25 protein-coding genes are annotated in these 26083 nt (G+C 69.1%); 5 read left to right on the forward strand and 20 right to left on the reverse strand.

Features of this window, described 5'->3' with window-relative positions; genetic code table 11:
• Window positions 1–51: 51 nt before the first annotated feature.
• A complete protein-coding gene (locus tag JJL56_RS22455; protein WP_200486364.1) occupies window positions 52–2421 on the forward strand; it encodes a glycoside hydrolase family 31 protein in 2370 nt (789 codons plus the stop codon).
• Between the two features lie 339 nt (window positions 2422–2760).
• Window positions 2761–3432, forward strand: coding sequence for a TerC family protein (locus tag JJL56_RS22460; protein ID WP_200486365.1), 672 nt, complete (start codon window positions 2761–2763; stop codon window positions 3430–3432).
• 106 nt (window positions 3433–3538) lie between these two features.
• On the opposite strand, the gene JJL56_RS22465 is transcribed toward JJL56_RS22460, so the two are convergent.
• The 11 genes from JJL56_RS22465 to JJL56_RS22515 form a co-directional block, all read right to left on the reverse strand.
• A complete protein-coding gene (locus JJL56_RS22465; protein ID WP_035680290.1) occupies window positions 3539–3886 on the reverse strand; it encodes a RidA family protein in 348 nt (115 codons plus the stop codon).
• Between the two features lie 58 nt (window positions 3887–3944).
• Entirely contained in the window at window positions 3945–4724 is a 780-nt protein-coding gene (locus tag JJL56_RS22470; protein ID WP_200486366.1) for a transporter substrate-binding domain-containing protein, read from the reverse strand.
• Between the two features lie 35 nt (window positions 4725–4759).
• Entirely contained in the window at window positions 4760–5122 is a 363-nt protein-coding gene (locus JJL56_RS22475; protein WP_035680295.1) for a RidA family protein, read from the reverse strand.
• 38 nt (window positions 5123–5160) lie between these two features.
• Window positions 5161–6288, reverse strand: a complete 1128-nt coding sequence (locus JJL56_RS22480; protein ID WP_200486367.1) for an NAD(P)/FAD-dependent oxidoreductase — start codon at window positions 6286–6288, stop codon at window positions 5161–5163.
• Window positions 6289–6305: 17 nt separating this feature from the next.
• Entirely contained in the window at window positions 6306–7724 is a 1419-nt protein-coding gene (locus JJL56_RS22485) for an FAD/NAD(P)-dependent oxidoreductase (protein WP_345772622.1), read from the reverse strand.
• Window positions 7721–8017, reverse strand: coding sequence for a (2Fe-2S)-binding protein (locus tag JJL56_RS22490; RefSeq protein ID WP_035681439.1), 297 nt, complete (start codon window positions 8015–8017; stop codon window positions 7721–7723). The genes JJL56_RS22485 and JJL56_RS22490 overlap by 4 nt, the downstream gene beginning before the upstream one ends.
• The gene (locus JJL56_RS22495) at window positions 7998–9131 is read right to left on the reverse strand and encodes an NAD(P)/FAD-dependent oxidoreductase (protein ID WP_200486368.1); all 1134 of its coding nucleotides are present in this window, start codon (window positions 9129–9131) and stop codon (window positions 7998–8000) included. Before JJL56_RS22495 ends, JJL56_RS22490 begins: the two co-directional genes overlap by 20 nt.
• An 8-nt stretch (window positions 9132–9139) precedes the next feature.
• Window positions 9140–9940, reverse strand: coding sequence for an ABC transporter permease (locus tag JJL56_RS22500; protein WP_200486369.1), 801 nt, complete (start codon window positions 9938–9940; stop codon window positions 9140–9142).
• A complete protein-coding gene (locus JJL56_RS22505) occupies window positions 9937–10896 on the reverse strand; it encodes an ABC transporter permease (RefSeq protein WP_200486370.1) in 960 nt (319 codons plus the stop codon). Before JJL56_RS22505 ends, JJL56_RS22500 begins: the two co-directional genes overlap by 4 nt.
• On the reverse strand, window positions 10893–11936 hold the full coding sequence (locus JJL56_RS22510; protein ID WP_200486371.1) for an ABC transporter ATP-binding protein: 1044 nt from the start codon (window positions 11934–11936) through the stop codon (window positions 10893–10895). Before JJL56_RS22510 ends, JJL56_RS22505 begins: the two co-directional genes overlap by 4 nt.
• A 68-nt stretch (window positions 11937–12004) precedes the next feature.
• The gene (locus tag JJL56_RS22515; protein WP_200486372.1) at window positions 12005–13039 is read right to left on the reverse strand and encodes an ABC transporter substrate-binding protein; all 1035 of its coding nucleotides are present in this window, start codon (window positions 13037–13039) and stop codon (window positions 12005–12007) included.
• A gap of 166 nt (window positions 13040–13205) precedes the next feature.
• Between JJL56_RS22515 and JJL56_RS22520 the strand changes: the two genes are divergently transcribed.
• Window positions 13206–14111: a LysR substrate-binding domain-containing protein gene (locus JJL56_RS22520; protein WP_200486373.1), complete on the forward strand. Its 906-nt coding sequence runs from the start codon at window positions 13206–13208 to the stop codon at window positions 14109–14111.
• A 7-nt stretch (window positions 14112–14118) separates the two neighbouring features.
• On the opposite strand, the gene JJL56_RS22525 is transcribed toward JJL56_RS22520, so the two are convergent.
• The 5 genes from JJL56_RS22525 to JJL56_RS22545 form a co-directional block, all read right to left on the reverse strand.
• Window positions 14119–14883, reverse strand: a complete 765-nt coding sequence (locus JJL56_RS22525; RefSeq protein ID WP_200486374.1) for an amino acid ABC transporter ATP-binding protein — start codon at window positions 14881–14883, stop codon at window positions 14119–14121.
• A gap of 37 nt (window positions 14884–14920) precedes the next feature.
• The gene (locus tag JJL56_RS22530; RefSeq protein WP_200486375.1) at window positions 14921–15583 is read right to left on the reverse strand and encodes an amino acid ABC transporter permease; all 663 of its coding nucleotides are present in this window, start codon (window positions 15581–15583) and stop codon (window positions 14921–14923) included.
• A gap of 235 nt (window positions 15584–15818) precedes the next feature.
• Complete coding sequence (locus JJL56_RS22535; RefSeq protein WP_200486376.1) at window positions 15819–16673, reverse strand: transporter substrate-binding domain-containing protein; 855 nt, start codon at window positions 16671–16673, stop codon at window positions 15819–15821.
• Between the two features lie 170 nt (window positions 16674–16843).
• Entirely contained in the window at window positions 16844–17743 is a 900-nt protein-coding gene (gene dapA, locus JJL56_RS22540) for a 4-hydroxy-tetrahydrodipicolinate synthase (RefSeq protein WP_200486377.1), read from the reverse strand.
• 373 nt (window positions 17744–18116) lie between these two features.
• Window positions 18117–19271 carry an alpha-hydroxy acid oxidase gene (locus tag JJL56_RS22545; protein WP_200486378.1) on the reverse strand — a complete coding sequence of 385 codons (1155 nt, stop codon included), beginning with the start codon at window positions 19269–19271 and terminating at the stop codon, window positions 18117–18119.
• Window positions 19272–19485: 214 nt separating this feature from the next.
• On the opposite strand from JJL56_RS22545, the gene JJL56_RS22550 reads away from it, so the two are divergent.
• Both JJL56_RS22550 and JJL56_RS22555 read left to right on the forward strand, forming a co-directional pair.
• Window positions 19486–20922 (forward strand): FAD-binding oxidoreductase, encoded by a 1437-nt coding sequence (locus tag JJL56_RS22550; RefSeq protein ID WP_200486379.1) that lies wholly within the window; start codon window positions 19486–19488, stop codon window positions 20920–20922.
• 65 nt (window positions 20923–20987) lie between these two features.
• Window positions 20988–21611: a helix-turn-helix domain-containing protein gene (locus JJL56_RS22555; protein WP_247890310.1), complete on the forward strand. Its 624-nt coding sequence runs from the start codon at window positions 20988–20990 to the stop codon at window positions 21609–21611.
• Between the two features lie 204 nt (window positions 21612–21815).
• Here JJL56_RS22555 and JJL56_RS22560 read toward each other — a convergent pair whose 3' ends face one another.
• From JJL56_RS22560 to JJL56_RS22575, 4 genes are read right to left on the reverse strand one after another with little or no spacing between them, the layout of a single operon-like run.
• On the reverse strand, window positions 21816–23030 hold the full coding sequence (locus JJL56_RS22560) for an ABC transporter substrate-binding protein (RefSeq protein ID WP_200486381.1): 1215 nt from the start codon (window positions 23028–23030) through the stop codon (window positions 21816–21818).
• 39 nt (window positions 23031–23069) lie between these two features.
• Window positions 23070–23849, reverse strand: a complete 780-nt coding sequence (locus JJL56_RS22565) for a 3-hydroxybutyrate dehydrogenase (protein ID WP_200486382.1) — start codon at window positions 23847–23849, stop codon at window positions 23070–23072.
• Between the two features lie 46 nt (window positions 23850–23895).
• Complete coding sequence (gene kce / locus JJL56_RS22570) at window positions 23896–24858, reverse strand: 3,5-dioxohexanoate:acetyl-CoA acetone transferase (protein WP_200486383.1); 963 nt, start codon at window positions 24856–24858, stop codon at window positions 23896–23898.
• 57 nt (window positions 24859–24915) lie between these two features.
• The gene (locus JJL56_RS22575; RefSeq protein WP_200486384.1) at window positions 24916–25827 is read right to left on the reverse strand and encodes a 3-hydroxyacyl-CoA dehydrogenase family protein; all 912 of its coding nucleotides are present in this window, start codon (window positions 25825–25827) and stop codon (window positions 24916–24918) included.
• Between the last annotated feature and the right edge of the window lie 256 nt (window positions 25828–26083).

Here is a 26083-nt window from a genome sequence, read left to right on the forward strand (position 1 = left end):
AGGAACCGGCCTTCCAACTTCAGGTCTCATGACTTCAGGAGTTCACGCGCCATGCGTACGCTGACCGGCGCCACCCTTGCCCCGCCCCGCGATGGGGCGCAAGCCGGCCCCCAGGGGATTGCCTTCGACCTCGACCGCGGCTACCGCCTGACCCTGTTCCCGCTGGGGCCCGCGCTGGCGCGCGTCCTCATCGAGCGGCCGGGCGGGCTGCGCGCGCCGCTCACCTGGTCGCTGGCGCCCGAGCTGTCGGGCCAGACCGACCCCGCGCTGGCCGACCCCATCGACGGGCGCGACCGCCGCGACCTGACCGGCTTCCCCGGCACGCCGGCGGCGGTCGAGGAAAGCGCGGACAGCGTCACCGTCACCACCCCCGGCTGGCGCGTCGTGGTCCAGCGCGCGCCCCTGGCGCTGCGCTGGTACGAGCCGGCGGCGGAGGGCGACGGCTGGCGCCTCGTCCTGGCCGACCGGCCGACCCAGCCCTACCTGTTCGATGACCGCTCCCCCCGCTTCGCCCACCATCTGGTCAGCCACGCCGGGGAGCGCTACCACGGCTTCGGCGACAAGAGCGGCGGCACCGACAAGCGCGGCCGGCGCCTCGCCATGGGGACGACCGACGCGCTCGGCTACGACGCGGAGACGAGCGACCCGCTCTACAAGCACATCCCCTTCTGCCTCAGCGTGCGGCCGGAGCGCGGCGGGGCGGCGGTCGGCGTCTTCTACGACAACCTGTCACGCGGCCTCTTCGACCTCGGCCAGACCATCGACGCCTACCACGGCGACTTCATCCGGTTCGAGGCGTCGGACGGCGACCTCGACTGCTACGTCCTGTTCGGCCCGAGCGTTCCGCAGGTGGTGGCGAACTTCACCGCCCTGACCGGCCGCACCTCCTTCCGGCCGCGCTGGGCGATCAGCTATTCCGGCTCGACCATGCAGTACACCGACGCACCGGACGCCGGGGTGCGGCTGCTCGGCTTCCTCGACGCGCTGAAGGAGCACGGCCTGCCCTGCGGCTCGTTCCAGATGTCGTCCGGCTACACGATGATCGGCGACAAGCGCTACGTCTTCCACTGGAACCGTGACAAGTTCCCCGAGCCGGAGGCGGTCACCGCCAAGTTCGCCGAGGCCGGCGTCCATCTCGTCGCCAACATCAAGCCGGCGCTGCTCAACGACCATCCGAAATTCGCCGAGGTCCAGGGCTTCGGCGGCTTCGTGCGCGACAGCGACGCCCCGGACCGCCCGCAGACCACCCAGTTCTGGGGCGGCGACGGCGCCTATCTCGACTTCACCAACCCGGCGACCACGCGCTGGTGGATGGCCAACGTCACCCGGGAGCTGCTGGAGCGCGGCATCGGCTCGACCTGGAACGACAACAACGAGTTCGAGATCTGGGACGACGCGGCGGTCTGCGACGTCAACGGCCATGGCGGCACGATGGCGACGCTGCGCCCGGTGCAGACGCACCTGATGATCCGCGCCTCGCATCTGGCCCAGGTGGCGCACGCCCCGGACAAGCGCCCCTACCTGATCTCGCGCTCCGGCGGGCCGGGCCTCCAGCGCTATGTGCAGACCTGGTCGGGCGACAACCGGACGAGCTGGAAGACGCTGCGCTGGAACCTGCGCATGGGCCACGGCTTCAGCCTGTCGGGCCTGTTCGACTACGGCCACGACGTGGGCGGCTTCGCCGGTCCCCGCCCGGAGCCGGAGCTGCTGATGCGCTGGATCGAGCAGGCGGTGTGGTGGCCGCGCTTCACCATCCATTCCTGGAACGACGACGGCAGTGTCACCGAGCCCTGGACCTATCCGGAGCTGCTGCCCCAGGTGAAGGCCGCGCTGGATTGGCGGGAGCGGCTGGTGCCGCTGCTCTACACGCTGCTGTGGCGGGCGCACCGCGACCATGACCCGGTGATGCGGCCGCTGTTCTACGACTTCCCCGACCAGCCCGCCGCCTATGAGGAGGAGGACAGCACCATGGTCGGCGACCGGCTGCTGGTCGCTCCGGTCCTCGACCCCGGCCGGACGGAACTGGAGGTCTGGCTGCCGGCGGTGCCCGGCGGCTGGTACGATCTGCGCGACGGGCGGCGCTACGACGGCGGCGGGCGCGTCACCGTGGCGGCGCCGCTGGGCGTGGCCCCGGCCTTCGTCCGGGCCGGCACGCTGCTGCCGCTCGGCCCCGCCCCTTCCTGGGCGGAGGGTCCGCTGACCGTCCGCTGCTTCCCCGGACCGGAGGGCTACGCCCCGCTGACCCTGTTCGACGACGACGGGGAGAGCGTGTGCCGCGACGAGTCCGTCTGCCTGCTGACCGTCACCGGCACGGACGCGGCGGCCCTGTCGGTGAGCCGCAGCGGCGGCCGGGCGCCGCGCTGGACCTCCCTGGCCATCGAGTCGGCGGAGGGCACGCCGGTCGGCACGCTGCCTCTTTGACGGGGCCTCTTTTACGGGGCCTCTTTTACGGGGCCGCTCTGAGCGAAACGGCACGCCCGCACCCAAGGCCGCGACGGCCGGGGCGTGGGCGTGCCGTCCTCACCCCATACACAATCGCATGGCCGCCCCGGCGAAACCGAAGTTGTGGTGCCGGGAGTGTTGGTATAAAGACCGGATTACCAGGCCGGGCCCCTCTGACAGTTCCCTGAACTGTGATGTCGGACTGGAGACATTCAGAGTGGCCCCCGCCCGCCCGCCCCTGCCGGCAGCGTTTCTGCCCTGTGCCTGGTCCCGCCCGTGGGTGCTGCTCTCTTGCCCTATGTAAGAGGAAGGCACCGCATGACCGATCTGTTCACAGCCGACGCGCTCGCCGCGCTGTTCCAAGTCATCGCCATCGACCTCGTTCTGGCCGGCGACAACGCCATCGTGGTCGGCATGGCCGCCGCGGCGGTGCCGCTGGCCCAGCGCCGCAAGGTCATCTTCTGGGGAATCGCCGCCGCCATGGGGCTGCGCGTGTTCTTCGCCCTGATCACCACCCAGCTCCTCGCCATCATCGGCCTGACCTTGGCCGGCGGCGTCCTGCTGCTGTGGGTGTGCTGGAAGATGTACCGTGAGCTGCGCAGCCACGGCGCGGACGAGATCGCCCCCGACGAGGCGATGGACGCGCCCGACCCCTCGGGCGTCGTCACCGCCGGTGTGGCGGGCAACGCCGCCGTCGCGGCGGCCGGAGCGACCACCTTCGGCGCGGCCATCTGGCAGATCGTCGTCGCCGACGTGTCGATGTCGCTCGACAACGTGCTGGCGGTGGCCGGCGCCGCCAAGGAACACCCGACGATCCTGGTGATCGGTCTGGTCCTGTCGGTCGTTCTGATGGGTGCCGCCGCCAACATGATCGCGCATGTCCTGCACAAGCACCGTTGGATTGGCTGGGTCGGCCTCGCCATCATCTCCTACGTCGCGCTCGACATGATCTGGCGCGGCAGCAACGAAGTCCTCCGCCACATGGCGTGAGGCCGACCGCCGATCACGGTCGGGAGCGTTGACCGGGGGCGCCCGCCGCACCATGACGGTGCCGGGCGCCCCCGTTCGTTTTATGGGGGCCGTTTCAGGGGAGCCGTTAAACAGCGGCCGTCACCACGACCTCGATCAGGATCGACGGGTCGCCCAGGTCGGCGACGCCGATGGTGGCGCGGGCCGGCAGGTCGTCGCCGTTCAGCCACTCCAGCCACGCGGCGTTCATGCCGTCCTTGGCCTTCATGTCGGTGATGAAGAGCTGGGCGGACAGCAGCTTGGTCTTGTCCGTGCCGGCCATGGCGAGCACGGCGTCCAGCTTCTTGCAGATCTGGGCGGTCTGCTCCTGCATGCCGACGCTGACGTCGTCGGCGATGATGCCGCCGAGGAAGGCGATGCCGTTGCTGACGACGACGCGGTGCATGATCTTGGTCTTCTCAACGCGCTTGATCACGAGAACTCTCCCGGTTTTGGTTGGTATCGGTACGGTTGTTGGTCAGGGGGGTGCTTCGTCAGGGAATGACCGTGAAATCAACGTACTTGGCGGCGATGCGGGCCAGCGTGCCGTCCTGGACGACCGACGCGATGGCGGCGTCGAAGGCGGCCTTGAGGTCCGCGTCCTCCTTGCGCAGGCCGACGCCCACGCCGGGGCCGAACACCTCGGCGTCGACCAGCGGCTTGCCGACGAGCTGAAGCGACTTGGAGGCGTCGGCCTTCACCCAGTCGGACGCGGTGGCGCCGGTGGTGATGGCGGCGTCGATGCGCCCGCTCTTCAGGTCGGCCAGCAGATTCGACGCGGTGTCGTAGTTCTTCAGCGAGACGGTCTTGCCGAAATGCTTCTCGACGTAGCGGTAATGGGTGGTTGAGGTCTGGGCGCCGACCGACTTGCCGGCCAGGGTGGCCTCGGTTCCATCGATGCCGCCGCCGGTGGCCGCCACGAAATAGGCCGGCACGACCATGTAGGGGACGGAGAAGGCGATGGCCTTCGCGCGCTCCGGCGTGATGTTCATCGTCGCCATGATCGCGTCGTAGCGGCGCGACAGCAGGCCGGGGATGATGCCGTCCCAATCCTGGGCGACCAGGGTGCAGCGCCGCTTCATGCGCTCGCACAGCGCGTTGGCCAGTTCCACCTCCAGCCCGCCGAGCGTGCCGTCGGGGGCGGTCATGTTGAAGGGCGGGTAGGCGCCCTCCGTCGCGATGCGCAGCGCCGGGCCGTCGGCCCGCGATTCCGAAGGGACAACCGCCGCGAGGGCGCACAGGCTCATCGCCAGCCCAAGGGCCAGACGTTTCATGGAAAACTCCCGTTTGGTGGGGCAATAAACGCCGGTCAGAGGGCCGCGATCACCTGGATCTCGACCAGCAGGTCGGGGTCGGCGAGCTTCGCCTCGACGGTCGCGCGGGCCGGGGCATTGGCGCGGTCCACCCAGGCGTCCCAGGCCGCGTTCATCGCCGCGAAGCCGGCCATGTCGGCGAGATAGACGGTGGCGGTCAGCAGCCGGCTCTTGTCGGTGCCGGCGCGCTCCAGCAGGACGTCGATCTGGCGCAGCACGTCGCGGGTCTGCGCCGTCACGTCGTGGGTTACGCCGCCCATGGCCTCGAAATCGGCGATCTGGCCGCACAGATAGACGGTGCCGTTATGAACGACCATCTCGCTCATCCGCGGGCCGCAATCGAAACGCTGAATCGTCAAAACGTGAGTCTCCTGAAAAGGCCGCTCCGCCGGAGCGGTCACGCGGCGGCCGCCGTGTGGCGGAATCGCTGGATGCGGAAGGCGTCGATGGGCAGGTCGCTGGTCCCCTTGGTGATCAGGTCGGCGGTGATCCGCCCGACGATGGGGCCGAGCTGGAAGCCGTGGGCGGAGAAGCCGAAGGCGTGGAACACCCCCTCCTCCGTTCCGCTGGGGCCGATCACCGGAATGTCGTCGGGCATCCGCGCCTCGATCCCCGCCCAGGAGCGGACGATGGTGGCGCTGCGCATGATCGGGAACAGGTCCCACACCGTGCGGGCGTTGGTGGTGACGTTGGCGAAGTCCAGATCCGTCCGGTTCTCGTCGCGGTAGGCGCGGCCCAGCAGCCCGCCGCCGATCAGCACCGTCCCGTTGGGGAACTGCTTGAAGGACAGGGTGCGGCCCGTCGCCCCGACCACCGGCTTCAGGAAGGGCGGCACGCGGGCGGTGATCATCAGCATGGGCGCGATGACCTCCAGCGGCACCGGCTCGCCGAGCTGGGCGGCCAGCCGGTCGGCCCAGGCCCCGGCGCAGTTGACCAGCACCGGCGCCTCGTGCGCCACGCCGTCCGCCGTCTCCACGCGCCAGTTGCGGCCCGAGCGGGCGACCCGCGCCACCGCCGCCCCCTCGTGGAAACGCGCACCCAGACTCTCCGCCTTGCGCTTGAAGGCGAAGGTGGTGCGGTAGGGGATGGCCGCCCCGTCGCGGCGCGACACCAGCGCGCCGAGGCAATGCTCCGCGATGGACGGGACGAGGCGGCGCAGCTCCGCCTGATCCACCACCTCCTCGTGCGTGAAGCCGAGTGCGGCGAGCTGGGCCGCCCGCTCCCGGCAGGAGTCCAGCTCCGCCTCGGTCTCCGCGACCTTGAGCTGGCCGTGGCTTTCGAAGCCGCAGTCGTCGTCCACGAGGTCGCGGATGCCGTGCCACAGCGCCATAGAGGCGACGGACAGCGGCACCTCCGCGGCATGGCGGCCGAGCTGGCGCACCCCGCCGGCGTTCACGCCGGAGGCGTGGCGGCCGATGTGGTCCTTCTCCAGCACCAGCGCCCGGACCCCGCGCATGGCGAGGTGCAGCGCGGTGGAGCAGCCGTGCAGGCCACCCCCGACGATGATGACGTCCGGCTCCGACATGGCGTCCCCCTGCCCCGTCAGTGGTGCATCACGGCGGCCACCTCGTCCTCGGCCTTGGGCAGCGAGGCGAGTTCGGCCAGCGTGATCGGCTTCACCGGCGGGCGCAGCCGGTAGTAGCCGACCTCCGCCGGGGAAACGCCGCGGGCGTCGGCGATGACTTCGACCACGGTCGGGCCGCACAGCCGCCCCTGGCACGGCCCCATGCCGCAGCGCAGGAAGGACTTGGTCTGGTTCGGCCCGCTGACGCCCAGCTTCACGGCGTCGCGCACCTGCCCCGCCGTCACCTCCTCGCAGCGGCAGACGATGGTGTCGTCGGCGGGCACGCGGAAATCCTTGCCCGGCCGGTAGAGCACGTCGAGGAAGTCGCGGCCGCGCAGCGCCCGGTCCAGCGCCTCGCGGTGCGGGGCGGCGTCGCGGTCGCGGGTGGCGCGGTCGATCGTGCCCAGCCGGTGCAGGGCGTCCAGCGCCGTCAGCCGGCCGCGGTGCTCCGCCGCCAGCGCGCCGCCGATGCCGGCCCCGTCGCCGGCGATGGAGACGCCCGCCACCGACGTGGCGCCCCAGCCGTCGACGTCCGGCACCCAGCAGCGCTGCGCCTCGTCCCAGGACTGGGCGCAGCCGGTGGCGTTGGCGAGGTTAATGTTGGGGATCACCCCGTGATGCAGCAGGAGCGTATCGGCCGGAAGGCGCTGCTCGGCCCCGTCGCCCTGGCGGTAAACGACCGACTGCACGCGTCCGTCACCCTCGGCGCGCAGGGCGGAGACGCTGCCGATCACCTTGACCTTGCGGCGGACCTCCAGAAGCAGCTTCAGGCCCTTGCCGACATAGCCGGAGCGGGCGAAGGCCGACAGGTGTGGCAGGGCCTGCCGCCAGTTCTCCCGCGGTGTGGTGTCGAGGATCGCGTCGATGTGCGCGCCGGCCCGCAGATACTGCCAAGCGAGCAGCCAGAGCAGCGGTCCACTGCCGGCCATGACCACGTTGCCCGAGGCGACGAGGCCCGACGTCTTCAGCAGGATCTGCGCCGCCCCCGCCCCCATCACGCCGGGCAGCGTCCAGCCGGGGACCGGGAAGGGCCGCTCCAGCGCGCCGGTCGCCAGGATGACGTGCCGCGCCGGCAGGATGCGCGCAGCACCGTCGCGCGACAGGCCGATGTCGAGGCTGCGCGAGACGCTCCACACCGCGGCGCCGGGCAGGTAATCGGCGCCGCTGTCGCGGAACGGCCCGACCAGATCGGCGCCGTGCCAGTAGTCGGTCCCGAGGACGCTGGGATTCCTCACCGGCGAGCGGGTGATGGCGCGGTAGATCTGGCCGCCGGGAGCCGCCTGCTCGTCGAGCAGGACGGTGGACAGGCCGCGCCGGGCGGCCAGCGTGGCGGCGGCGAGGCCGGCCGGGCCGGCGCCGATCACCGCCAGATCGTAACGAGGCTTCAGGTCGGTCACCGGTCGATCTCCCGCTTGCCGTTCTGGGTCTCCACCCGCATGCCGGGGCGGACGCGGATCTGGCAGCCCTGCTGGTTGCCGGTGCCGTCGATGGTCACCAGACAGTCGAAGCAGACGCCCATCATGCAGTAGGGGCCGCGCGGGGCGCCGGACACCGGGGTGGTCCGGCAGGCGCCGACCCCGTTGGCGATCAGGGCGGCGGCGACGCTGTCGCCGGACAGCGCCTCCGCCGGGCGGCCGTCGATGGTGAAGGAGACGCGCTCTCCGCCCGCGTCAGGCAACCGCTGGAACATGGAACCTCCGGGCGCTGAAGGCCGAGAATTCGTCGGGCAGGCCGCCGGCGGCGATGTGCGGCGCCAGCGCCAAAGCGTGGTTGGCGGCGAGCGTCACGCCGCTGTGGCAGGTCGCGACGAAGGCGCCGGGCATGGTGGTGGACTGCTCGTAGATCGGGAAGCCGTCCGGGGTCAGCACGCGCAGCGCCGCCCAGGTCCGCACCACGTTCAGCTTGCCGAGCAGCGGGAAGATGCGCAGCGCGCGGTCGGCGATGGTCGAAGTGACGCCGTTGCGCACCGTGGTGTCGAGCCCGACATCTTCGAAGCTGTCGCCGATCATCACGCCGCCCTCGTCGGTCTGGCGGATGAAGCCGACCGGGAAGTTCAGGAACGGGGCGGTCTTCTCCGTCACGATGATGTGCCCGCGCTCCGGCCGCACCGGGGCGTCCAGCCCGACCATGGGGGCCAAGCGGCGGGCGTCGTGCCCGGCGGCGATAACCACCTTGCCCGAGCGGACCTCGTCCCCCGAGGCGGTAAGCATGCGGAACCCGCCGTCGCGCGGCTCGATCCGCTCCACCCGGTGGTGCGGAAGGTAGGACACCCCGGACCGGCTCATCCCGCTGTGCAGGGCGCGCAGCAGCTTCAGCGAGTTGCAATGGCCGTCGAGCGGGCAGTAGCTGGCCCCGACCACGTCCTTGCCGATGAAGGGCATCTCCTTCGCCACGGCGGCGCGGTCCATCATCTCGTAGTCGTAGCGGACGACGTTCGGCTGGTTGTGCAGGCGGCGGAGCTGGCCGGCGCGCCGCTCCATCTCCTCCTCCGACAGCAGGGGCAGGAAGCCGCCCGGCCGGCGGTAGCACACGTCGATTCCGGTCTGCTCCTGAAGCCGCTCGGCGAAGCCGGTCCAGGTGTCGGAGGACATCTTGGTCCAGCCGGCGTATTCCGGCAGCCCCAGCCCCTTGCCCTGCACCCAGACCAGGGCGAAGTTGCCGCGCGACGGGCGGACGGCGACGTCCCCCTCGTCGAGGACGGCGACCGTCTGCCCCTGCTGGGCGAGGCCCCAGGCGATGGCCGACCCGACCAGCCCGCCGCCGATCACGGCGACGTCGCAGTCGGACCTCGTTAACTCGGTCATGGTGACGCTCACTCCTGTCCGCGGCCGACCAGCAGCCGCTCAAGCCCGTAGAGCCGGTCGAGCACCAGCATCGCCGCCACCGTCATGAAGATCAGCGAGGCGGACACCGCGGCGACCAGAGGGTCGATGTTGTCCTGGATGTAGAGGAAGAGCCGCACCGGCAGCGTCGTCGTCTCGGGCGAGGCGATGAAGACGGTCATCGTCACCTCGTCGAAGCTGTTGATGAAGGCCAGCACCCAGCCGCTCGCCACGCCCGGCAGGATCAGCGGCAGCGTCACCCGCCGGAAGGTCGACCAGGAGGTGGCGCCGAGCGAGGCCGCGGCGTTCTCGATGGAGCGGTCCATGCCGGTGGAGGCCGCCAGGATCAGCCGCAGCGCGAAGGGCAGGATGATGACCACGTGGCTGAGCACCAGCCCGGCGAAGGTCCCGCCCAGCCCGATCTGCGTGAAGAAGCGCAGGAAGGCGATGCCCAGCACGATGTGCGGCACCATCAGCGGCGACAGGAAAAGCGCCGTGATCGCCTCGCGCCCCCGGAACTGGTGGCGGGCGATGGCCAGCGCCGCCGGGACCGAGAAGGCCACCGCGATGGTGGAGCTGACCGCCCCCAGCAGCAGGCTGTCGCGGAAGGCCCGCGCGAATTCCGGGTTGTCGCCGATGGCCTTGAACCAGCGCAGCGACACCCCGTCGGTCGGCAGCGACAGGTAGCCATGCGAGGTGAAGGCGACCACGCAGACGACCAGGATCGGGGCCAGCAGGAAGGCCAGGAACAGCGTGTGGAAGACCAGGGCGACGGGGCCATTGCGGTTCATTCGAACACCTGCTTGTAGCGACGTTCGACCAGCCGGTTGCAACCGACGATGATGACGATGTTGGCGAGCAGCAGAAGGATCGCGATGGCGGCGCCCAGCGGCCAGTTCAGCGTGTTCAGGAACTCGTCGTAGGCCAGCGTCGCCGCCACCTTCAGCCGCCGCCCGCCGATGATCGCCGGGGTGGCGAAGGCGCTGGCGGCCAGCGCGAAGACGATGATCGAGCCCGAGAGGATGCCCGGCACGACCTGCGGCAGCACCACCCGGCGCAGCACGGTGAAGGGCTTGGCGCCCAGCGACAGCGCGGCGTTCTCGACCTGCGGGTCCAGCCGCTGCAGCGACGCCCAGACCGACAGCACCATGAAGGGCACCAGCACGTGGGTCAGCGCGATGATGACGCCGGTCTCCGTGTACATGAACTCAATCGGCGTCGCGATCAGCCCGACCGCCATCAGCGCCGTGTTGATGATGCCGGTGGAACCGAACAGCAGCGCCCAGCCGAGCGTGCGCGACACCACCGAGATCAGCAGCGGCCCCAGGACGATCAGCAGGCACAGGCCGCGCCAGGGCGACCGCATGCGCCGCAGGATGTAGGCCTCCGGCGCGCCGAGCACGGCGCAGAGCAGGGTCACCACCACGGCGATGCGGAAGGTGCGCAGGAAGATCTCGTGGAAATAGTCGTCGGTGACGATGTCGATGTAGTTGCCGAGTTGCCAGACATCCTCGATGCCCGTGTAGAATCCGAAGCTGTTCAGCGACAGCAGCCCGGTCATGACCAGCGGCACCAACAGCAGCACGGCGAACAGCGCCAGCGCCGGCAGGCTGAGCAGGTAGGGCGCCAGCGGGCGCCGCTCCGGCCGGTCCGGCGGAGTATCGGCCGCCGTGTCCGTGCCCGAGGAGTCGATCAGGGATTTGCCCAGGGATTTGCCCAGGGATTTGTGAGCGTCCACGGCGGTCATGCCTCACCCGCCATCACGCGCATGTCCTCCGCCCGCCAGCCGACCATGACCGGCTCGTTCTCCGCCGGCAGGGTCTGGCCGTCGTGCTGGCGGATCACCGTCAGGTCGCCGGCCTCCGTCCGGATTTCGAACAGCCATTGGGTGCCCTGGAAGACCCGCGCCCGGACGTGGCCCGGCACGCCGGCGCCGTCCACGAAGCGGACCTTCTCCGGCCGCACGGTCAGCAGGCCGGGGCCGTCCGGCACCTCCGCCGCGACGGGCCACGCCGTCCCGGCCACGTCGATGCGCCGCCCGCCGTCGTCGCGGCGCACCACGCCCTGGAGCAGGTTGGTGCGGCCGAGGAAGTTGGCGACGAAGGCGCTGGCCGGGTTGTCGTAGGCGTCCTGCGGGGCGTCGACCTGCTCCACCCGGCCCTTGTTCATGATGACCACCCGGTCGGACAGGGCCATCGCCTCCGCCTGATCGTGGGTGACGAGGATCATGGTGGTGCCGACGCTGCGCTGGATGCGCCGCAACTCGATCTGCATCTCCTCGCGCATCTTGGCGTCGAGGTTGGACAGCGGCTCGTCGAGCAGCAGCAGGCTCGGCTTGATGACCATCGCACGGGCCAGCGCCACGCGCTGCTGCTGGCCGCCGGACATGCGCCGCGGGTAGCGGTCGCCGAAGGCCCCCAGCCCGACGAGCTGGAGCGCGTCGCGCACCATCCGGTCGCGGTCGGCGCGCGGGATGCCGCGCATCTCCAGCCCGAAGGCGACGTTCTCGGCCGCCGTCATGTGAGGGAACAGGGCGTAGCTCTGGAAGACGATGCCGAGCCCGCGCTCGTTGGGCTTTTTGGCCAGCAGGTCGGCGCCGTCCAGCGTGACGCGCCCGGCGCTGGGGTCGAGGAAGCCGGCGATCATCTGGAGCGTCGTGGTCTTGCCGCAGCCCGACGGGCCGAGCAGCGAGACCAGTTCCCCCTTCTCCACCGTCAGGGACAGGTTGTCGACGGCGACCCATGGGCCGAACCGCTTGGTCAGCCGATCGAGGACAAGGTAAGGCATGGCGTCGTCTCCCACCAAGGAGCCTGGAAAATCCCGGCCCGCTTCAACGGCGGGCCGGGGAGTTGCGGTCAGCGCTCGATCTCGCGGGTCCAGCGCTTGTTCCAGGCCTCGCGGTTGGCGTTGATGGTGTCCCAGTCCACCACCAGCAGCTTGCCCATCTGCTCGGGGCCGTAGGGGATGCCCACCTGCTGGTCGGCGGTCAGGGTGACGGTCTTGTTCACCGGGCCGAAGCCGGCGCCGGTCGCCATCACGGTCTGCACCTCCGGCGACAGCATGTGCTGGATGAACTGCTGGGCTTCCGCCGCCTGCTTGCTGCCGGTGATGGCGCAGGCCGCCGAGGCCAGCACGATGCCACCCTCCTTCGGGTAGACGAAAGCGGCGGGGAAGCCGGTGTCGGCCAGCGCCTTGGCGCGGCCCGAGCCCCAGACGGCGATGGTGGCCTGCCCGCTCTGGAACAGCTCGGTCATCTTGCCCGGCGACGGCTCGTAGGCGAGCACGTTCGGGTTCACCTTGTCCTTGAAGGCCTTGAAACCGGGATCGATGCTCTTCTCGCCGCCGCCGTCGAGCCGCGCCATCATCACCAGCGCGTGCAGGCCGTAGCTGTTGTTGATCGGCGGGACGACCAGCTTCTTGCGGAACTTGGCGTCCTCGATGTCCTTCCAGGAGGCGGGAGCGGGCCAGCCGTTCTCGTCGAAGACCTTCTTGTTGTAGACGATGCCGGTGCCGACCGCGCCGACGCTGACCGCCTTGCCCGAGGGGATCTTCGCCAGATCGTAGAGGTCGTCGTAGACCGGCGCCTTGGCGATGTCGGCGCAGAAGCCCAGCGCCACCGCCTGGTACATCGGGCCGTCGTCCAGGATCACCACGTCGATCTGCTGGTTGCCCTTCTGGGCCTGGAGCTTGGCGAGGTTGTCGGTGGAGTTGCCGGCGACGTATTCGACCTTCACGCCCGTCTTGCTCTCGAAGGCCGGGATGATGTCCTTGCGCATGGTCTGCTCGAAGGACCCGCCGTAGGCGGCGACATACAGGGTCTTCTGCTGCGCCTGCGCGGCGCCACATCCAAGGGCGGCGGTTGCCATCAGGCCGTACACCAACGCTCGCATCTGTCCCTCTCCTGTTCCGGTTCCGGTTCGTTTCCCAGCGGTGCGCGTTTTGTCGCACCCCCGGAGCGTCGCGCCCCGCTGGCATAATCGTCAAATCGAATTGTTGGCGGTGTCTATAAACGAATGTTATGCTGCAACGCATCTGACACTCTTGGACCGCCCCGGAATGCTCAATCCCCGCCAGATCGAGGCGTTCCGCGCCGTCATGCTGACCGGCGGAATCACCGCGGCGGCGGAGCTTCTGAACATTTCCCAGCCGGCGGTCAGCCGCCTGATCGCCGACCTGCAATACGCGCTGAAGCTGACCCTGTTCGAGCGGCGCGGCTCGCGCATCGCGCCGACCAGCGAGGCGATGTCGCTGTACCAGGAGGTGGAGCGGTCCTTCGTCGGGCTGGAGCGGATCGAGCAGGCGGCGCGCGACCTCCAGGAGCGGCGGGCCGGCACGCTGCGGGTGGCCGCCATGCCGGCGATGGCCATCGGCTTCCTGCCGCGCTTCGTCGCCCGCTTCCTGGAGCAGCGGCCGCGGGTGGACGTGTTGCTGTGGGGTAGCAGTTCCCCGCAGGTTCTCGATTGGGTGGCCGCCGGCCAGTGCGAGCTGGGCTTCGGCCAGTCGGCGGTGGAGCATGCCACGGTGCTGTGCGAGCGGATGCCGCGGGTGCGGGCGGTCGCCGTGGTGCCGAGCAACCACCCGCTGGCCGCCCGCAAGCGGCTGGTGCCGGAGGATTTCGCGGGCGAGGCCTTCATCGCGCTCGGTGCCGCCACGCTGATGCGCTATTCCATCGACGCGGTGTTCGCCGAGCACGGCGTCGGCCGGTCCACGCGGGTGGAAACCCAGCTCACCATGATCGCCTGCGCCATGGTCGCGGCCGGGGCGGGGATCTCCATCGTCGATCCCTTCACGGCGGAGGAGTATGCGGGGCGCGGCGTCGCCATCCGCCCCTTCGAGCCGGCGATCACCTTCGAAATGGCCGTGCTGCATTCGGCGCAGCGGTCGCTGTCCACCCTCGCGCAGGACTTCCTGGGGGAGTTCCGCGACGCTGTCGCCACCTTCCGCCTGCCCGAACAGGACTGAGTCCGGATCAGCTCCTGGTGTGGAAGTGGCTGAGGAAGGCGCGGGTGGCCTCCTGCTGTGGCCGGTCGATGACGTCGCGGGCCGGCCCCTCCTCCACGATCACGCCGTCGCGCATGAAGATCACGCGGTCGGCCACCTCGCGGGCGAAGGCGATCTCGTGGGTCACGATGATCATCGTCATGCCCTCGGCGGCGAGGTCGCGCATCACCCCCAGCACCTCCGACACTAGTTCCGGGTCGAGGGCGGAGGTCGCCTCGTCGAACAGCATCACCTCCGGCTCCATGGCGAGCGCGCGGGCGATGGCGACGCGCTGCTTCTGCCCGCCGGACAGCCGGTCCGGGTAGGCGTCGGCCTTGTCGGCCAGCCCGACCTTGGCGAGCAGCCGGCGCCCGATCGCCTCGGCCTGCGCCTTCGGCATGTTCTTGGCAGAGACCGGCCCCTCCATCACGTTGCCCAGCACCGTCATGTGCGGGAACAGGTTGAAGTGCTGGAACACCATGCCGGTGTTGGAACGGAACTTCGCCTGCGCCTTGGGCCGGGGCAGCGCCTTGCCCGTCTCGAAGTCGAAGGCGTCGCCGCCGATGCGGACCCGGCCGCCGTTCGGCACCACCAGCAGGTTGAGGCAGCGCAGCAGGGTGGACTTGCCCGACCCCGAGGGGCCGATCAGCGCCACGACGGCGCCGGGATCGACCTTCAGGTTGATGTCGCGCAGGACGACCAGCTCGCCGAACTGCTTCCTCAGCCCGGCGACTTCGATCTTGGGAATGCTCATGGAAAAGGGCCTCTCGCGTTGGATCGCCGGGGGAACGTCAGTGACCCGTCTGGAGCTGCTTCTCGCCCCGCTTCACGATGGCCGTCAGGGGGACCAGCACGACGAAGTAGATCAGCGCGACGATCGTGTAGACCTCCAGCGGGCGGAAGGTGTCGGTCGCGGCGACCTGCCCCTGGTAGAGAAGGTCGGGGACCGCCACCACCGACACCAGCGAGGTGTTCTTGAACTGGATGATCGACTGGTTCATCAGCGGCGGGATCATGCGTTTGACCGCCTGTGGCAGCACGATGCGCCGCATCACCTTGGCCGGCGTCATGCCGAGCGCCAGCCCGGCCTCGGACTGTCCGGCCTCGATGGAGACCACGCCGCCCCGGATCACCTCCGCGTAGAAGGACCCGCCGTAGAGCGAGAGGGTGAGAACGGAGGCCGTCACCGCGTCGATCTGGATGCCGGTCAGCATCGGCAGCGCGTAGTAGAACCACAGCAACTGCACCAGCAGGGGCGTGCAGCGGAACAGCTCGATGTAGGCCCAGGAGATCCAGCGCAGCACCGCGAAGCGCGAGAGCTGGGCCAGCCCGCCGACCAGCCCAAGCAGCAGGCCCAGCACGACGACGGCGGCCGTCAGGCCGATGGTGACCAGCGTGCCGTTCAGGAACAGCCAGCGGTATCCCCAGAGCATCTCGAAGTTGAAGGTGTACATGGAGGGCCTGCTTGCAAAACTTCGGAACGGCGGCCGAATCCCCGTGGGGCCGGCCGCCGTGCGCCATGCGGATTGCAATCCGCTTTGGACCGCGACGGCGGTCCCGGCCGCACATGCGGCCGAAGCCCGCCTCTCGCGGGAACATCGTTCCCGCTGGCGGCAGGCGGATGCCATCGGCATCCGCTGAGAGCCGGCGAGTGAGGCGATGTGAGTCTAAAGCAAACGAAAGTTTGCTTTAGAAGGTGATGCCTTCCGGAATGTCGCTCATGGCGATGTCCACCTTGGCGAGGCTGTTCACCACCGCCTCGCGGATCAGGCCCAGGCCCTGGGCGTAGACGATCCAGGTGTTCACGAAGTCGCGCAGCGTCTTGTCCGGCTCGCGCCGCACCGCCGCGTTGGAGGTGGAGCCGAAGACCGGACGCGGCACGATCACCTTGCCCAGCGACGGGTCGCGCTTCACCGCGCGCACGCCGCCCATCCAGAAGATCGACTGCGCGTCGGCCCGGCCGCTGCGCACGGCCAGCGTCGCCTCGTCCAGCGACTTGAAGCGGATGAGCTGGGCGTTCGGGCAGAGGCGGCTGGCCACCTGGTCGTGGGCGGAACCGACGTCCACCGCGATCTTGACCTCCGGCTTGTTCATGTCGGCCCAGCTCTTCGGCTCGAAGCCCGGCTTGGCGATGACGACCAGGGCGCTGTTGTAGACCGGGACCGTGAAGTCGACGGCCAGGGCGCGTTTCGGCGTCGGGTTCATGCCGAACATGACGTCGATCTTGTTGGCCTGCAGGTCGAGGATGGCGTTGCCCCAGGTGGTCTCGACCACCTCGATGCCGACGTCCATGTCGGCGGCGAGCGCCGATCCGATGTCCCAGAACTGGCCCGACCACTGGCCGGTCGTCTGGTCCTTCATGATCCAGGGGGCGCCGGTCGCCACACCGCCGATGCGCAGCTTCTTGGCCTTCAGGACCCGGTCGAAGGAGCTGCCGCCCTCCTGCGCCGCGGCCGGGGCGATGCCCGCCGCCATGGTGGCCCCGAACGCCCCGACCGCCGCGCCGGCGCCCAGAAACCCAGCCAGTTCCCTGCGATTCACCATGTCCGTCTCCCTTGTGGTCCGTCGGGCTGTCCGACCGGATGTGTCTCGACGTGTGTGTCTTTACCTGTGTTCAGGCCATTCCGTGTTCGTTGACCGGCCGCCTCCGCGGCTTCGCGTTGTTGGGGCGCTCCCGGGGGAGGTCAGGGCGCCCGGAGTGTTCCTTTTGGCCGTCAGGCGAGCGCGATGTCGCGCGCGTGCCGGGCGACCGCCTGGAGCTTCTCGGTGGTTTCGGCGGTCGGCGCGGTCAGCGGCAGCCGCACCCCGCCGACCGGCATGCCGGCCATCGCCATGAAGGCCTTGAGCGGGCCTGGGTTGGTTTCCAGGAAGATGGAATTCACCACCGGGTCGATCCGGGTCTGCTCGGCCAGCGCCTCGTTCAGCTTGCCGGCGCGCGCCAGTTCGAAGACGCGCAACCAGACCTTCGGGTAGATGGTCGCCGAGGCCAGGACGCCGCCCCGCGCGCCCAACGCGACGTGGGTGGCGAACAGCGGCTCCTCGCCGCTCAGCACCGAGATCCTGTCGCCGGCGTACTTCATCGTCTTGATGAATTCCGGCATGTCGTAGGAGGAGAACTTCATGCCGATGATGGAGCCGTCCTCCGCCATCGCCTGCACGCCCTCGGCGGTGACCGCCACAGTGGTGCGGCGCGGGATCTGGTAGAGCATGACCGGCAGGTCCACCGCGTCGCGGTAGGCGCGGAAATAGGCGCGCATGCCTTCCTGGGTGCCGGCGGCGTAATAGGGGGTGACGGTCATCACCGCAGCTGCCCCGGCAGCGGCGAAGTCGCGCCCGGCCTCGACCGCGTCCTGGAAACCGGTGGACAGCACGCCGGGAATCACCGGCTTGCCGCCGGCCTCCTCCACGCAGGCGGCGACGACACGCTTGCGCTCGTCCCGCGACAGGGCGGGATACTCGCCGGTGCCGCCGATCGGCACGACGCCGGACGCCCCGGCGTCGAGCTGGTGCCGCACCAGCCGCTTCAGGCCGGCGATGTCGACGGAGCCGTCGACCGTCAGCGGCGTGACGATGGCGCTGAACAGGCCGCTGATCTCCGAATGGGTGAGTGCCATGGGGTCCTCGGATTTCCTAAGCGTGGCGTTTGAGGCGTGGCTTGACGGTGTGCTGCGGCCGCAGGGCGGCCTCGCCCCCGCGATGCGGGAAGCCGGTTCGGGAAGATCGGAAGAAGCGCGATGAAACGAGTCCGATGAAATCGACAAAGACCGGCGCGCCGCCGGAAATCCGTGCCTGAACCCGCACCTGGACCAATGCTCGGGTGGGGGCCGGAGGGAACGGGAGCGATGGAGCGTCCCTTGTGAGACCTCAATCCGGCCCCGCCCGCTTCCGACCAAGGAGATGTGACCCTATTTTTCCCTTTGCTGCAACAACAAATCGTTTCATGGATGAAAAGTGATGATACGATAAAATCCGGCGCGCCAACACACGTCAACGTGGCCGTTCCACCGTCCCGGTGATGTCGGCCACGGTCGGTGCGCCGAGGAAACCCATGGTGGTCAGAAGCTCGCGCCGGACCAGCTCCAGCACCGCCTGCGCACCCGCCGCCCCGCCGGTGGCCAGTCCGTAGAGAACGGAACGGCCGAGCAGCACGCCCTGCGCGCCGAGCCCCAGATAGCCGGCGACATGGCTGCCGCGCCGCACCCCGCTGTCGGCCAGAACCGTCACCCGGTCGCCGACCCGCTCGGCGATGTCCGCCAGACAGCGCACCGGGTGGATGGCGTGATCCAGGTTGCGGGCGCCATGATTGGACACGACGATCCCGTCCACCCCCAGTTCGGCCGCCCTCTCCGCGTCGTCGGCGCGCAGCACGCCCTTCAAAATCAGCTTGCCCTTCCAGGCGTCCCGCAAGCTCCGCACGTCGTCCCATCCCACGTCCTGGGCGAGGCTGATCTCGTCCCCGACGGCGACCCGGCCCAGCGCGGTGCGGAACTCCTCCGGATAGTGGGCGTAGGTCGGCACGCCGCCGTTGCGCAGGTATTTGGCGAAGACCCCGGCGAACCAGCGCGGGTGGGCGAGGCAATCCAGCCCGGCGCGCAGCGACGGCTTGATCGGAATGCCGAAGCCGTTGCGGATGTTGTATTCACGGTTGGGCGTCACCGCCGTATCGACGGTCAGGACCAGCGCCTGCGCCCCCGCCCTCTCGGCCCGCCGCACCAGTTCGAGGGCGCGCTCGCGTTTGCGCCAGACATAGAGCTGGAACCACAGCCGAGCCCCGGATTCCCCGGCGATCCGCTCGATGGAGGTGATGGACTGGGTGGAGACGCAGAAGGGAATGCCGACCGCGGCGGCGGCCTTGGCCAGTTCCACCTCGCCGTCGTACCAGACCAGCCCGGCCACGGCGGTCGGCGCCACGACCAGCGGCATGGGCTGGCTCACCCCGAACAGGCGGGTGGTGGCGTCGCGTTTCGACACGTCCACCAGCACGCGCGGTTTGAAGACGAGGCCATCGAGCGCCGTTCTGCTCGTCGCAATGCCGGTTTCGTCCTCGGTGCCGCGGTCGATGTACTCGAACAGGCCACGCGGCAGGCGGGACCGTGCCCGCAGCCGGGCCTCGGCGATGTTGAGCGACGCAGTCACCGCCATGTCCCCGGTTTGCGAGGGAGGAGGCGTGCATCGCACGATTCACAGGATATGCCCATTGGGTGCTGCTCCGACAAAAATTATCTTTTCGGGAACATTTTTTCGTATGCTAGACATGGCGCAACAGTATCGTCAACGTCCGATCGCCCCGGCCGATTGTTCGGGGCACCGATGTCCGCTCCCCCTCGCCGGCCCCGAAGCCACAAGGACCTGCCCGATGCGTGACCCACAGGCTCTGCTGACGTCGTTGCGCACGCTCCTGGGGGAGCGCCATGTGGTCACGCAGGCGACGGATCTGGACCCGCTGACCCGCGACTGGCGGGGCCGTTACCAGGGCACGGCGCTGTGCGCCGTCTATCCCTCGGACACCGGGCAGGTGGCGGCGACCGTGCTGCTGGTGCGCGAGCATGGCGGGAAGATCGTGCCGCAGGGCGGCAACACCGGCATGTGCGGCGGCGCCACGCCCTTCTCGGACGAGACGGTGGTGCTGCGGCTCGACCGGCTGAACCGGGTCCGGCAGGTCAGCGCGCTGGACAACACCATGACGGTGGAGGCCGGCTGCATCCTGGCCGACCTTCAGGCCCGCGCGCAGGAGGTTGGGCGCCTCTTCCCGCTCAGCCTGGGGGCGGAGGGGAGCTGCCAGATCGGCGGCAACATCGCGACCAACGCCGGCGGCACGGCGGTGCTGCGCTACGGCCCGATGCGCGACATGGTGCTGGGGCTGGAGGTGGTGCTTCCCGACGGCTCGGTGATGAACGACCTGAAGCGGCTGCGCAAGGACAACAGCGGCTACGCGGTGCGCCACCTGTTCATCGGGGCGGAGGGCACGCTGGGCATCGTCACGGCGGCGGTGCTGAAGCTGTTCCCGCAGCCGCAGACGAGCGCCACCGCCATGGCCGGCGCCGGCCACCTCGACCAGGCGCTGGAGCTTCTGGCCTCCGTCCGCTCCCACTTCGGCGACCGGGTCGGCGCCTACGAGGTCATGTCGCATTCCCAGATGCAGCTCGTGCTCGACCACATTCCCGGCTGCACCCTGCCCTTCGCGGAGCCGCACCCCTGGTACGTGCTGATCGAGGCGGAGGACAGCTTCGCCACCATGGATCTGGCCGCCATCCTGGAGGACTGCCTAGCCGACGCGCTGGAGCGCGGCCTCGTCGCCGACGCCGTGATCCCCCGGAGCGGGGCGCAGCGCGAGGCGCTGTGGCGCCTGCGCCATTCGGTGTCGGAGGCGAACAAGACCGCCGGCATCAGCGTCTCCTATGACACCGTGGTGCCGCTCGACCGGCTGGGCGACTTCGCGGCGGAGACGGAGCGCGGCGTGCGCGCCGCCTTCCCGCAGGCGCGGCTGCTGTTCGTCGGCCATGTCGGCGACGGCAACCTGCACGCGGTGATCCATTTCGACCACGACGCCTTTCCCTCCCGCGCCGATTTCGAGGCGACGGCGGGGCGGATCAACGGGATCGTCGACAGCGCGACGCTCGCCTGCGATGGTTCGATCAGCGCGGAGCACGGGATCGGCTTCAGCAACCGTAAACGGCTCGCCCATTCCATCGACCCGGCGCGCTATCGGCTGATGACCCAGATCAAAGCGTTGCTCGACCCCGACCATATGATGAATCCTGGAAAGGTTCTGGTGCTCGAGGAACCTCAATGAAGCGGCCCGCCCTGACGACCAAGCATGTACGACAAATCGCGACACGACCGGCGGCGGACGACGCTATGGATGTGATTGACCGGCCCGACGCGGCCTCCTCCCCCTCTTCCCAGAGCGGGGCGGACGGAGAGCTGGACCTCGGCGTCCGGCTGAAGAACCTGCGCAAGCGCCTGGGGCTGACGCTCCAGCAGGCGGCCGACCGCACCGGGGTCGGGGTGTCCACCCTGTCCAAGATCGAACGGAACGAGCTGTCGCCGACCGTCACCACCCTTCTGAAGATCGCCGCCGGTTTCGAGATGGACGCGGCAGCGATCATCGGCGGGCAGACCCCGGCGCTGCGCGTCGCCGGGCGCCGCTCGGTGACGCGGTCGGGACAGGGCCGCCCCTTTCCGACCGGCACCTGCAACAACGCCTGGCTCTGCCCGGACCTGACGAGCAAGGTCATGACCCCGATCATGACCACCGTGGTCGCCCGCTCGCTCGACGCCTACCCGGAATGGGCCAAGTACGACGCGGAGCTGTTCCTCCACGTCGTCTCCGGCACGCTGGTCGTGCACAGCCAGATCTACGAGCCGCTGCGGCTTGATGCCGGCGATTCCATGTATTACGACGCCAGCACCCCCCATCTCTGGGTGTCGGAGGGGGACGAGGACGCACGCGTTCTCTGGGTCTACGCCAAGTACAAGTGATACGGACGGCGCCTGAAGGCTTCGTCCGTATCACCCTTTCAATCAATGCTATCGCATTGATCTGTCGGGTTTGACCGTGGGTGGATGATGGAAGCCATCATCCGCCCACGGTATGACGTCCGGCCCGAGAAGAGGCCTGTACGACCGATCCCGCGCGGAACGACCGAAAGTCGAAAGGGAAGCGAGTTCGCCCCCTTTCCACCGTCACTTCACCAGGGGGCAGCCGCTGTCCTTCGGGTTGATGTAGGCCTGCTCGCCGGGGATGGTCTTGAGGATCTTGAAGTAATCCCAGGCTCCCTTCGACTCGCCCGGCGCCTTGATCTGCGCCAGATACATGTCGTTGAAGATCCGGCCGTTGTCGGCGATCCTCGCGTCCTTCATCATCATGTCGGTGATGGGCGTGGCGCGCATCTTGGCGGCGACCTTGTCCGCGTCGTCGGTGCCGGCCTCCTGCACGGCCTTCAGGTAATGCTTGACCGCCGAATAGACGCCCGCCTGGTTCATCGACGGCTTACGCCCGGTCCGCTCCTCGAATGTCTTCGACCAGGCGCGGGTCTCGTCGTTCATGTCCCAGTAGAAGGAATTCGCCAGCATCAGCCCCTGCGCGGTGTCGAGGCCCAGCGCATGGATGTCGTTGACGTTCAGCAGCAGGCCGGCCAGCGTCTGGCCGCCCTGGGGAATGCCGAACTCGGCGGCCTGCTTGACCGCGTTGATGGTGTCGCCGCCGGCGTTGGCGAAGGCGACGACCTCCGCGCCCGAGGCCTGCGCCTGCAGCAGGAAGGACGAGAAGTCCGAGCTTGCCAGGGGATGGCGGACGCTGCCCTTGATGGTGCCGCCCAGTTTCTTGACGGTGTTGGCGGCTTCCGTTTCCAGCGAATGGCCGAAGGCGTAGTCGGCGGTGATGAAGAACCAGCTCTTCCGGCCCTGCTCGACCAGCGCGCGGGCGGTGGAGGACGCCACGGCGTGGTTGTCCCACGTCCACAGGAAGCCATAGGGGCTGCAATCCTTGCCCGTCAGATCGGTGGAGCCGGGGCCGGACATCAGGAAGATGCGCTTCTTGTCCTTGGTGATGCCCTGCACGGCCAGCGCCGCGGCCGAGTTCGGCACGTCGGCGACGACGTCGACCTTCTCGACGTCGATCCACTGGCGGGCGAGGTTGGCCGCGATGTCCGCCTTGTTCTGGTGGTCGCCGACGATGATCTCGATCTTGGTGCCGTTGATGGCGTTGCCGAACTCCTCGGCGGCCAGCCGCGCGGCCACCGCCGACCCCTCGCCGTTGATGTCGGCGTAGATGCCGGACCGGTCGGACAGCATGCCGATCTTGATGACGTTGTCCGACATCTGGGCCTGGGCCGTGCCGGACGCCAGGGCGGCGAAGGCGACTCCGGCGAGAAGGCCGGCAAGACGGGTGCTGCGCATGGTTCACTCCCTAGGGTGTTGTTCTTGATGGTTGGGGATTCAATGGGTCGTGTAGCCGCCGTCCACGGGGATCGCGGTGCCGGTGATCGACGCGGCGGCGTCGGAGCACAGGAAGGCGATGGCGGCGGCGACCTCCTCCGGGGGGATCGGGCGGCCGGTCGGCATGCGGTCGAGGAACACCGCCTGGAGAACCCGCTCCTCCGGCAGGCCGGTGACCTGAGCCTGCTGGGCGATCTGCTTCTCGATGATCGGGGTCAGCACCGTGCCGGGGCACACCGCGTTGCAGGTGATGCCGTGTTCGGCGACCTCGATCGCCACCGACTTCGTCAGGCCGATGATGCCGTGCTTGGTAGCGACATAGGCGGGCTTGTGCGGGGCGCCGACCATGCCGAGCACCGACGCCGTGTTGACGATGCGCCCCCAGCGGCGTTCCCGCATCGCGGGAAGGGCCGCCTTGATGGTGTGGAAGGCGGCGCTGAGGTTGACCGCGAGCAGCAGGTCCCACTTGTCGTCGGGGAACTCGTGCACCGCCGCCACATGCTGCACCCCGGCGTTGTTCACCAGGATGTCGATGGGGCCGAGCGTTGCCGCGGCGTCCGCCATCATCGCGCGGGCCTCGTCCGGCCGGCTGAGATCGGCCCCAGAATAGACGATCGTCGTGCCGCTCTGCGCCGCGATGTCCGCGCACAGCCGGTCGATCTCCGCGCGGTCGCCGAAGCCGTTGAGCATCACATGGCAGCCCTGGCGGGCCAGTTCGCGGGCGGTCGCCAGCCCGATGCCGGTGGTGGAGCCGGTGACGACAGCGTTTCTGTTTCGCATTTCTGTCCTTCTTTCGGGCGACATGGAGTCTGAGGCGTCCTGCAGGTCAGAAAGCCACCTGATCGGCGCCCTTCAGGGCGAGCATGGCGCGCGCCTCGGCGGGGGTGGCGACCTCGAGCGACAGCTCTTCAAGAATGCGGCGGATCTTCGCCACCTGCTCCGCGCTGTTCCGGGCCAGCCGGCCCTTGCTGAGATACAGGCTGTCCTCCAGTCCGACCCGCACGTTGCCGCCCATGACCGCGGCCATGGTGGTAAAGGGGATCTGGTGGCGCCCGGCGGCGAGCACCGACCATTCGTAATCGGTCCCGAACAGCCGGTCGGCGGTCTCGCGCATGAAGACGAGGTTGCGCTGCTCCGCGCCGATGCCGCCGAGGATGCCGAAGATCGTCTGGACGAAGAAGGGCGGCTTCACCAGCCCCCGATCGACGAAATGCGCGAGGTTGTAGAGGTGCCCGACGTCGTAGCACTCGAATTCGAAACGCGTTCCGCAGCCCTCGCCCAGATGCTCCAGGATGTAGGCGATGTCGCGGAAGGTGTTGCGGAAGATGAAGTCGTCGGTGCTGCGCAGATAGGGCTCCTCCCAATCGTGCTTCCAGCCCTGGTAACGGTCGGCCAGCGGGAAGATGCCGAAGTTCATCGAGCCCATGTTGAGCGAGCACATCTCCGGCTGGGCCTGGAGCGGAGCGGCAAGGCGCTCCTGCACCGTCATGTTGAGCGAACCGCCGGTGGTGATGTTGAGCACCGCGTCGGTGGACTGCTTGAGGCGCGGCAGGAACTGCATGAACACCGCCGGGGCCGGCGTCGGCTGCCCGGTCCGGGGATCGCGGGCGTGCAGGTGGAGGATCGCGGCACCGGCCTCGGCGGCGCCAACCCCCTGCTCGACGATCTCATCGGGCGTCACCGGCAGCGCGTCCGACATGGTCGGGGTGTGGATCGACCCCGTCAACGCGCAGCTGATGATGACCTTCTTCTGTGGTGCCTTCTGTGGTGCCTTCTGTGGTGCGGCCATGGGACATTCTCTGTGTGGGTTCGGTTCGAAGGGAAGGACGGTATGAACGGCGCGCGATCACCCGCGCTCGACGCCGTCCAGCCGCTGGAGGTGGGCCGCCAGACGGGCGTGGGTCTCGGTCCGCTGCGCTTCCGTCCAGGTCCGGAAGCCGGCGCCGGATTTCATGCCCAGCCGCCCGGACGCGACGAGGTCGCGCAGCAGGGGCAACGGTTCCGGCGTCCGGTCGAGGTCGGGCAGGACATGCTCGTGCACCGCCAGGGTCAGGTCGGTGCCGACAAGGTCGGCGTTCTCCAGCGGCCCCAGGACGGCGAGGCGGCGGCCGAAGCTGGCTTTGACCACGGCGTCCACCGTCTCGGCATCGCACACGCCGTTCTGGACGAGCGCGATGGCCTCGCGCCAGAGCGCGTGCTGCAAGCGGTTGCCGATGAAGCCGGGAACGTCCTTGCGGACATGCACCGGCGTCTTGCCGATGGCGGCCAGCAGTCCGATCATCGCGGCGACCGCCGCGTCGTCGGTGTCGGCGGTCTGGATGACCTCGACGAGCGGGATCTGGTACGGTGGATTCCACCAGTGGGTGCCCAGGGCGCGGCTCTTGTCCCGGAGCGGTTCCATGATCCGGGTAATCGGGATCACCGACGTGTTGCTCGCCAGAAGCGCATGGGGCGGAGCGGCAGCCTCGACGGCCAGGAAGACTCGCTGCTTGAGGGGCAGATCCTCCGGAACCGCTTCGATGACGACGTCCGCGTGCCCGACCGCGTCCTCCAGGGAGTCGCACGGCCGAACCCGGTCCGCGGCGGCGACGTCCATCCCCAACCCGTGAAGGTTGCCGCGGATTCGTCCGACGATCCCGGCCCGGCGGCCCGGATCGGGCTCGTGGATGTCGACCGGGTGCCCGGCGACGGCGAAGGCCTGGGCGATCCCATGCCCCATCAGCCCGGCGCCGATGATTCCAATACGCTGCTGCGTCATGCCTTTGTCGCGTCCCCCCTGCCTTGAGCGCCGCTGCGACGGCCGTCCGACCAATTGTTCGCAGCGCACATATTTTCTTGGCGCAATCAAAGCAAGGGGCGTGCCAGCGATGGAAATTGTTGGTATGGAGGGCATTCGGCTAGGCAAGCGGGCGGATTGCCTACGGATTTGACCCCCTCGCCGCCACCGGCCTGCCAATCAGGGCTTCCGTCGTGTGCTGAATTTTGACAAAACGTGTTCAGAATATTAACAGAAA

Origin of the sequence: Azospirillum aestuarii, from assembly GCF_016632405.1 — a bacterium.
GTDB classification, from domain to species: Bacteria; Pseudomonadota; Alphaproteobacteria; order Azospirillales; family Azospirillaceae; genus Azospirillum; species Azospirillum aestuarii.